General features: G+C 63.6%; 6 protein-coding genes. 3 read left to right on the top strand and 3 right to left on the bottom strand.

Features of this window, described 5'->3' with window-relative positions; genetic code table 11:
- Window positions 1-1,382 (bottom strand): retention module-containing protein (locus H7995_RS18055; RefSeq protein WP_185818698.1); only part of this gene is annotated, 1,382 nt, incomplete at its 3' end.
- Window positions 1,383-1,962: 580 nt separating this feature from the next.
- On the opposite strand from H7995_RS18055, the gene H7995_RS18050 reads away from it, so the two are divergent.
- The 3 genes from H7995_RS18050 to H7995_RS18040 are packed head-to-tail and all read left to right on the top strand — an operon-like array spanning window position 1,963 to window position 6,864.
- Window positions 1,963-3,321, top strand: a complete 1,359-nt coding sequence (locus tag H7995_RS18050; RefSeq protein WP_166590542.1) for a TolC family outer membrane protein — start codon at window positions 1,963-1,965, stop codon at window positions 3,319-3,321.
- A gap of 18 nt (window positions 3,322-3,339) precedes the next feature.
- Complete coding sequence (locus tag H7995_RS18045; protein WP_166590543.1) at window positions 3,340-5,499, top strand: type I secretion system permease/ATPase; 2,160 nt, start codon at window positions 3,340-3,342, stop codon at window positions 5,497-5,499.
- A gap of 9 nt (window positions 5,500-5,508) precedes the next feature.
- Complete coding sequence (locus H7995_RS18040) at window positions 5,509-6,864, top strand: HlyD family type I secretion periplasmic adaptor subunit (protein ID WP_182343836.1); 1,356 nt, start codon at window positions 5,509-5,511, stop codon at window positions 6,862-6,864.
- Between the two features lie 81 nt (window positions 6,865-6,945).
- Here the strand turns inward: H7995_RS18040 and H7995_RS18035 are convergent, their stop codons facing one another.
- Window positions 6,946-7,542, bottom strand: coding sequence for a tRNA-uridine aminocarboxypropyltransferase (locus tag H7995_RS18035; RefSeq protein WP_166590545.1), 597 nt, complete (start codon window positions 7,540-7,542; stop codon window positions 6,946-6,948).
- 13 nt (window positions 7,543-7,555) lie between these two features.
- Window positions 7,556-8,449, bottom strand: a complete 894-nt coding sequence (locus tag H7995_RS18030; protein ID WP_166590546.1) for a LysR family transcriptional regulator — start codon at window positions 8,447-8,449, stop codon at window positions 7,556-7,558.
- Window positions 8,450-8,631 lie beyond the last annotated feature (182 nt).

Raw genomic sequence — 8,631 nt, 5'->3', positions numbered from 1 at the left:
GCCTGGACCTTGAGGCCGTCGATCAGCACTGGATCGTCGTTGTTGTGGACGTTGAGCACCAGGTTGGCGCTGCTGCTGTCGCCGTCAGCGTCGGTCAGGGTGTAGTTGAAGGTCTCGGTGACGTCGCCCTTGAGCGCGAGAAAGGCCGGATCGCTGCTGTGCAGGGTGTAGGTGTAGCTGCCGTCGGCGGCCAGCACCAGAGTGCCGTAAATACCGGTGAAGGTCCCGGGAGTGATCGGCCCGGTAACGACCCGGTCGGCGCCTTGCACGTCGTTGTCGAGCACGTTGCCGGACAGGATCGAATGCGTTTCGGATGCGGCAACGCCATTGCCGTCGTCGAACGCGTGGGGCACATCGTCGGTGATGTTGATGTCCAGGGTATTGCTGGCCGTATCACCATTGACGTCGCTGGCGACCACGGTGAAATGCTCACTGAGGTTGTTGCTGCCATCCCCGGCCGAGTGGGTTTCATTCCCCACCAGGGTGTAGCTGTAGCTGACCACGCCGGTTGCCGGGTCATAGCCGATGATGGTCAGGGTATTGCCCAGGGCCGAGGTGATCGTCTGTGGGAAACTCACCGCCACGCCGCCACTGATGATGCTGACGCCACCAATGCTCAGGCTTTGCAAGCCATCCGGCGCGGAAATGCTGAAGGTCCCGTTCTGGGTCAAGGCCCCCGGGTTGCTGGCCGAGCCCTTGGCCAGGTTGGCCTCATACAGGGTCAACTCACCGCCCGCCACCGACAGGCCGGACAAGGTGACCGGGTGGTTCACCGGCAGTTCCGGGGTCACCGGCAATTCGGGATTGATGGGCGTGACGGGGGCCAGCGGGTTGACCGACGGACCCGTGCCCGTGTCATCGCCACCGTCCTCAGGCGAACCCGCCAGGCGTTCCGGGACAAATTCGGGAATGCCGTTGAAACCGGCTGTCGGGAAACCGATGACCGGGTCGACCCGCCCCGCCACTTCTTCGAGCAGGACAAACGAGTGACCGCCGCCGGCAGTCCCGGGGGCCCCTGTGCTGCCCGGCCCGGCGGCGGTGGCTTCAGCGACCTGGGTCGGGTCGGCACCGGCAGCAATGGCCTGCTGCACTTGCTCGACATCGCTCAATTGCGCCTGGCTGGGCGTCAGCGCTTCGGTGGAGTCGACATGCGCCGGTTGGTTGGCCAGCAGTTGCGCGCTCAGGTGCAAGCTGCTGCCGCGTCCCAGTGTCAGCTCCTGACCGTTCTGCAGGTGCGCCGCCACCGCGCCCTCGGCCCCGGTGACCAGTTGTTCACCGGCAAACAGCCGATCCCCTTCGACCAGGGCGCGTCGGGTTCCATCACCCGCCACAGCGAACACCTGACCTACGACCTTGCTGACGATTGCGATGAGCGTTGCCATGAGACTTCCTCCGCAGCCGACGTCCATCGGCATCTGGGTTGTGCAGAGAAAGCATGCAGGGCCTTGCCGGGGTACGGACGGACCTTCTGCCCGGCAGCACTTGCACTTCAAGGTGCAAGCCCTTGCCTGACGTTGATCTCGCCTCGCGTGCCTACGCAGGCGGGCTGGTGATTGCGGAACAAAACTGAATGAAATCATTCACTCAGCGCCGCCTAGCCGTTCTACGGGGGTGGCTGACGATGAATTCCAGGCAATGTGACAATATTTTGTCGCCCGAAAACCGTTCAGCCTCCATCCCCTCCAGCGCTTCTCCACCCTATGTTGCAAAAGTGTTGGAACCTTTCCCAGCCTCGCCAAGCTCCCTAGAGCTCATAAATACAAGGCCTGTGCAGGGAACAATGTGCCGGTTTTTTGGAGGTGCATAAGTTTTTTTCGGCATAGGCATTATGAGAAATCCTTCTTAGCTTCTGCCTAGGATGTTCTTAGCTCTGTTGTTACAAGCCTGATACGGTTTTCAGCGAAAAAAACGCCAAATTATTGGCGACAGCCAAGCACCATCAGTCACAGGGAGAGGCACCCCATGCGCGTATTTACCCCGATCTGCAGTGCGATTCTCATCGCCATGGCCTGCGCACAACAGGCCCAGGCCATGTCGCTGACCGAGGCGATTCAAAGCACCCTGGACAACCACCCGGAGCTGCACGCCAGTGAGAACAATCGCCTGTCTGCGGATGAGGACGTAAAAGTCGCCAAGGGCGGTTTTTATCCTTCCCTCGACCTGAACGCCGGTTATGGCCGGGGCTACAGCGACAACACCAACACCCGCGCCCAGGGCAATCACAACACAGAGACCGATTGGTACACCCAGTCGGAGCTGCGCCTGCGGCAAATGTTGTTTGACGGGTTCAACACCGCCAACGAAGTCGGACGCACCCAGGCCATCGTCAACTCCCGGGCCTACTACACCCGCGGCACCGCCGAGAGCCTGGCCCTGCGCACCATCGAGGTGTACCTGGAAGTGCTCAAGCGTCGGGAACTGGTGACCCTGGCCACCAATAACCTGCAGGCGCACTTGCGGGTCAACGACCAGATCGGCCTGCGCACCGAGCGCGGCGTCGGTAGCAATGCCGACCTCGATCAATCCAAGGCGCGTCGCGCCCTGGCGGAAAACAACCTGGACACCGCCCAGGTCGATCTCGCCGATGCCGAAGCCAACTTCTTCAGCGCCGTGGGCCGCATGCCCGACGAGCTGGAAAGCCTGCCCTCGATTCGTGGCGAGGTCCCGCAGAGCCTGCCGGATGCCCGTCAGGCAATGATGGAAAACAACCCCTACCTCAAATCCGCCCAGGCCGACGTGAACTCCGCCGAGAGCCAGTACGAAGTCGCCAAGTCGCCGTTCTACCCGCGCTTCGACGCAGAGGCGGCGGTGGGTGCCAACAACAATATCCAGGGTGACCAGGGCCACGACAACGAGTGGCGCGTGGGCGTGATCATGAATTACAACCTGTTCCGCGGCGGCAGCGACAAGGCCCGCCTGCAATCGGATGCGCACAAGATCAACCAGGCCATGGACATCCGCAACAACGCCCTGCGCATGCTCAACGAGAACATCACCCTGGCCTGGAACGCCATGGTCAACGCCAAGAAACAAACCCCCACCGCCCGCGAATACGCCGACACCACCCTGCGCGTGCGCGCCGCCTACCAGGATCAGTTCGGCCTCGGCCAGCGCACCCTGCTCGACCTGCTGGACAGCGAAAACGAGTTGTACAACGCCAATCGCCGCTACACCGAAGTGCGCTACACCGAGGAGTTCTCCATGTACCGGATCCTGGCGAACATGGGCGAACTGTTGAGCAAAGCCAAAGTGGTGGTGCCGGCCGAAGCGATTGCGCAAAGCGAAGTGAAAAGCCAGGCCCGTCTGCCAGAGATGCGCTAGCGAACCGGGGTACCCGAATTGACCAGCATGCAACCCGGCAACACTGGCGCCGACCCACGCCTGAGCTTTGATGATCCGCTGCTCGATGGCTTGCTGATCCTCTGCAAGCTGCACGGCTGCAATGTCAGCCGGGCCAGCCTGAGCGCCGGATTGCCGCTGGACAAGCAACGCCTGAGCCTCGACCTGCTGCCTCGCGCCGCCGCCCGGGCCAGCCTGCAAGCGCGCCTGCTGCGCCGTGAACTGGGGTCGTTGTCGGCGCTCAACCTGCCAGTGCTGCTGATTCTCAAGGACCGCCGCTGCGCGGTCCTGCGCCGCTGGGGCGAGGATGGCCAGGCACTGATCCTGCCCAGCGAGGCCGAAGGTGGCGAGCAATGGGTCAGCCGCGAAGAACTGGCCGAAGCCTACAGTGGCCAGGCGCTGTTCGCGCGCCCCCGGCATGAACTCGAAGAGCTGCGTTCACCCCTGGTGCCACGGGTCGACGCCTGGTTTCGCGACACCCTCAAGCTGTCCCGCTGGCTGTACAGCGATGCGATCCTGGCGAGCTTCCTGATCAACCTGCTGGGCTTGATGGTGCCGTTGTTCGTCATGCAGACCTACGACCGGGTGGTGCCGAACCAGGCCACCTCGACCCTGTGGGTGTTGGCCATCGGCCTGCTGATCGGCACCGGTTTCGAACTGGTGCTGCGGCTGGTGCGCGCGCACCTGCTCGATACCGCAGGGCGCAAGACCGACGTGATCCTGTCCGCGACCCTGTTCGAGCGCATCACCGGCATGGCGATGAAAGCCCGGCCGGCGACCATCGGCGGCTTTGCCCAGAGCATCCACGACTTCCAGGGCCTGCGTGAATTTCTCACGGCGGTGACCCTCACCAGCCTGATCGACCTGCCGTTCGCCGTACTGATGCTGGTGGTGATCGGCCTGCTCGGTGGCTGGCTGGTAGTGATCCCCATGCTCGCCTTCCCCATCACCATCCTCTTCGCCCTGCTGATCCAGTCCCGCCTGCGCGACACCGTGCACAAGAGCCTGGCCTTGGGCGCCGAACGCCAGGCGTTGCTGATCGAAACCCTCGGCGGCCTGGAAACCCTCAAGGCCTGCAGCGCCGAGAGCGAGCGCCAGCACCGCTGGGAAAGCACCCACGGCGCCCTGACCCGCCTCGACAGCCACGCGCGCAACCTCGCGGCGCTGGCCACCAACGGCACCCTGTTCATCCAGCAATTCGCCGGCATGGCGACCATCGTCGCCGGGGTCTACAGCATCATCGCCGGCAACCTCAGCGTCGGCGCACTGGTGGCGACCTACATGCTCGGCAGCCGGGTCCTGGCGCCGCTGGGACAGATTGCCGGGTTGATCACCCGCTACCAGCAAGCTCAACTGACGATGAAAAGCACCGATGCCCTGATGTCCCTGCCCCAGGAACGCGACGCCGGGCAGCGGCCCCTGGAGCGTACGCAACTGCAAGGGGCGCTGGACGTCAGCGGCGTGACCTTCCACTACCAGGGACAAAGCGCCCCGGCGCTGGCCACGGTCAGTTTCAGCCTCAAGCCTGGCGAGCGAATCGGCATCATCGGCCGCAGCGGATCGGGCAAAAGCACCCTGGCGCGCCTGGTGATGGGTTTCTATGCCCCGGACGAAGGCCAGTTGCTGCTCGATGGCCTGGACCTGCGGCAACTGGATGTCGCCGACCTGCGCCAGCAGATCGGCTATGTCGCACACGACCTGCCGCTGCTGGCCGGCAGCCTGCGCGACAACCTGACCCTCGGCGCACGCTACATCAGCGATGCGCGCATGCTCGAGGTCGCCGAACTGACCGGCGTCACCGAGCTGGCCCGCCAGCACCCCCAGGGTTTTGACCGCCCCGTGGGTGAACGCGGCCAACTGCTGTCCGGCGGCCAACGCCAGGCGGTGCTGCTGGCCCGGGCCCTGCTGCTCGACCCGCCGATCCTGGTGCTCGACGAACCCACCAGTGCCATGGACAACAGCAGCGAAGACGTCCTGCGCCAGAAACTGCAGGCCCAGGTCCTGGGCAAAACCTTGCTGCTGGTCACCCATCGCACCTCGATGCTCAGCCTGGTGGACCGGCTGCTGGTGCTGGACAACGGGCGCATCGTCGCCGACGGTCCGAAAGAAGCGGTTATCGATGCACTGCGCAAGGGCCGTGTCGGCTCTGCGGCCGTCTAGGAGAGGCACATGTCCGGGCCTACAGGTGATCGCGGCTACTTTGGCAGCTTCGGTAAAAGCGCCGAAAACGAGTTCATGCCGGAAACCGCCAGCGCCTCGCTGCAGGATTCGCCGCGCTGGTCGCGGGTCACCGTGTGGCTCGCCGCCGCGCTGATCATCAGTGCCGTGGTCTGGGCCAAGTTCGCCGTGTTGCAGGAAGTCACCATGGGCGAAGGCAAGGCGATTCCCTCAAGCAAAGTGCAGGTGATCCAGAACCTCGAAGGCGGGATCGTCACCGAAATCTTCGTGCGCGAAGGCCAGATGGTGAACAAGGGCGACACCTTGCTGCGCCTCGATGACACGCGATTCCTGTCGAACAAGGGCGAAAGCGAAGCCGATCGGTATGCCTTGACCGCCCAGGTCGAGCGCCTGTCCGCCGAAGCCGAGGGACGGCCGTTCAAACTTTCCGACGAGGTGATCGCCAAGGCCCCCCAAGTCGCCGAAGACGAACGCTCGCTGTTCGAACAACGGCAACGTCGCCTGGCCAGCGAACAACGGACCCTCAGCGAACAACTTCGGCAAAAGACCCAGGAACTGGCGGAGTTTCGCTCGAAACAGGGGCAATACAGCTCAAGCCTGGCACTGCTCAACCAGGAAATGAATATGTCCGCGCCGCTGGTGGGCACCGGCGCGGTGTCGCCGGTGGAGATCCTGCGGCTCAAACGCAGCGCAGTGGAAGTTCGTGGCTCGCTGAATGCCACCACCCTGGCCATTCCCCGCGCCGAGTCAGCCATCGACGAGATCAAGAGCAAGCTCGACGAATCGGTGCAGAGCTTTCGGTCGGACGCGGCCAAGGAGCTCAACGAGAAGCGCACCGAGCTGTCGAAAATCACCGCCACCAGCATCGCCATCGACGATCGGGTCACCCGTACCACCGTGGTCTCGCCGGTGCACGGGATCATCAAGGTGCTCAAGGTCAACACCATCGGTGGCGTGGTCCAGCCCGGCAGCGACATGCTGGAAATCGTGCCCCTGGAAGACAACCTGCTGATCGAGGCCAAGGTCCGTCCGCAAGACGTGGCCTTCCTGCATCCGGGACAGAAAGCCATGGTCAAGTTCAGCGCCTATGACTACACCATCTACGGCGGCCTGAGCGCCAAGCTCGAACTGATCGGCGCCGACACCATCACCGACGACAAGGGCAACAGCTTCTACCTGATCCAGGTACGCACCGACAAAAACCACCTGGGGGGCGACGTCAAGCCGCTGCTGATCATCCCGGGGATGGTGGCAACCGTGGACATCATTACTGGCGAGAAGAGCGTGCTGGACTACCTGCTCAAACCGGTGCTCAAAGCCCGCACCGAGGCGATGCGCGAACGCTGAATGCGCCGCTGGTCGCCAATGCTTTGTGGAAGCGAGCCTGCTCGCGATGGCGGTAGCCCTAAGCGACCCTTAAAACGCCCTCTACCTCGAACCATGATTCCTCTGGTAAACGGCCTGCCCCATCGCCGCAATCTGCCCCTCGATCAACGCGTCGAAGGGTTTTAGCAGCGGCTCGAACGAAGTCGGGGCCTCCAGCACCTGCAACGCCTGGACAATCGCCTCCACTGTCGACAAGGCCCCCGGCCCCGGGGCTTTGCGCAGGCGATAACGGGACACCCCACCCTCGGCCAGGGTCACGCGCGGCAAGGCCGCCAGCAGCGGATTGAGGTGGAGCATTTTGCGCGCCTTGCGCCAGGTGCCATCCGGCACCACCAGCAACATTGGCTGCTGCAAAGGCGCATAGGCCTGCAGCGGCTGTGCGTCGTCCGCCGGAAACAACAGGCGCGCACAATAGCCCGGCTGATTAAGCAACTCGGGTAAATCCTCGAACACTTCGCCGACCACCAACTGCGCGTTGTTCAAGCCCAACGCCGCCAACCGCGCGGTATTCAAGGCGTGGTTGACCTCGCTGGGATGCTGCAACAGCAGCACCCGGGTGCGGCTGTCGAGGCTGGGGATCAGCGGGCACAAGCAGTGGGTGGCCGGACGCAGGCAGCGCGGGCATTGGCTTCTGGACATGAACGTCTCCCGATCAGGCCTGGTTGAGTTGGGCTTTGAGCAAGTCACGGAAGGTCTGGATCAAGGGCTCGCGGCTGCGGCCACGGCGCACGATCATCGAGAACGGCGCCTGGTAGCCGAAGGTGGCCGGCAGCAGCACCCGCAGATCGCCCTTGTCGGCCCAGGCCTGGGCGTAGTGCTCCGGCAGGTAGCCGATGTAGGCGCCGGACAGCACCAGAATCAACTGCGCCTCCATACTGTCCACGGTCGCGGCGCTGTGCTTGAAGCCGTGGCGGGCCAGTTCGGCCTGGCTCCAGTAGCCACGTCCGACCATGCGTTGCTGGGTAATCAACTGCTCGGGGATACGCCGCTCGGTGAACAACGGGTGGCGATTGCTGCAATACAGCCAGTGCTGCTCACGATAGAGCGGCATGTAGACCAGGCCGCTCATGCGCGTCGAGAACGCCCCGATGGCCAGGTCCAGGCGGTTGTCCTGCACCCCCAGTTGCAGTTCGTAGGGGCTCATTACCGACAGGTGCAGATGCACCGCCGGGTGCTCCAGCGTGTAGGCACCAATGGCTTCGGCGAACGGCAAGGCCTTGTCGCTGACCGTGGAGTCGATCACCCCCAGGTTGAGCGTACCGCGCAACTCGCCCTTGAGCGCGGCGGCGTATTGCTCGAAGCCTTCGAGCTCGCCGAGCAGGCGCAGGGTCTCCTGGTGAAACAGTTCGCCCTTGCTGGTCAGGCTGAACCCGCCCCGGCCGCGATGGCAGAGCACCAGGCCCAACCCGGCTTCGAGCTGGCTCATGTAAGTGCTGATGGCCGAGGTCGACAGGTTGAGCTCGTGCTGGGCATTGGCGAACCCCTGGTGACGGACCACGCTGACGAAGATGCGCAGTAGTTTCAGGTCGGGTAAAGCGTTGGCCATGGGGGAGCTCCGAGTGACGTCGCGACACAGTCCCTGTAGCAGCTGGCGCAGCCTGCGTTCGGCTGCGAAGCGGCCGCCATCCAGGCGACCGTTTTATCCTGAAGAATGAAATATCCCATGCTCGACTGCTTCGCAGCCGAACGCAGCCTCGAGGGCTCGGCAGCTGCTACGAGATATTTCAG

Origin of the sequence: Pseudomonas kielensis, assembly GCF_014236655.1 — a bacterium.
Lineage (GTDB): Bacteria > Pseudomonadota > Gammaproteobacteria > Pseudomonadales > Pseudomonadaceae > Aquipseudomonas > Aquipseudomonas kielensis.
This window is presented reverse-complemented; position numbering and strand designations above follow the sequence as displayed.

Bases quoted from the DNA above. Each gene is read 5' to 3' on its own strand.
- H7995_RS18050 (WP_166590542.1), top strand. From the start codon at position 1,963: ATGCGCGTATTTACCCCGATCTGCAGTGCGATTCTCATCGCCATGGCC.
- H7995_RS18040 (WP_182343836.1), top strand. From the start codon at position 5,509: ATGTCCGGGCCTACAGGTGATCGCGGCTACTTTGGCAGCTTCGGTAAA.
- H7995_RS18035 (WP_166590545.1), bottom strand. From the start codon at position 7,542: ATGTCCAGAAGCCAATGCCCGCGCTGCCTGCGTCCGGCCACCCACTGC.
- H7995_RS18030 (WP_166590546.1), bottom strand. From the start codon at position 8,449: ATGGCCAACGCTTTACCCGACCTGAAACTACTGCGCATCTTCGTCAGC.